Genomic DNA, 255 nt, shown 5'->3' with positions numbered 1-255 from the left:
ATTCAGCACTCGATACAAAGGAAGCACTGATCTTACTCAGGTTCATGCCCTCCTTTTGCGCCTGCATCCAGTAAGCCAGGCCGTCACGGTCAGGCAAACGGTCAAAGGCACCAAAGTACAGACGCGTGATCCCACCGATGCCCCCCTGGAATTCAGCTGACTCCATGAACGATGCTGCGACCTGGGCCCGGCTCATCTTGCCACTGTCTATCTGCCCTTGCCAGTACTGCACACCTGCGGTATCAGCCTCACGGA

1 protein-coding gene is annotated in these 255 nt (G+C 56.5%); it reads right to left on the bottom strand.

The window, feature by feature from the left end; translation table 11 throughout:
- On the bottom strand, positions 1–255 hold a 255-nt coding region (locus ACO0LG_RS29680; RefSeq protein WP_423032237.1), incomplete at both ends, for a DUF4214 domain-containing protein.

Origin of the sequence: Undibacterium sp. Ji42W, assembly GCF_049340405.1 — a bacterium.
In the GTDB taxonomy this organism is placed as follows: Bacteria; Pseudomonadota; Gammaproteobacteria; order Burkholderiales; family Burkholderiaceae_D; genus Undibacterium.
This window is presented reverse-complemented; position numbering and strand designations above follow the sequence as displayed.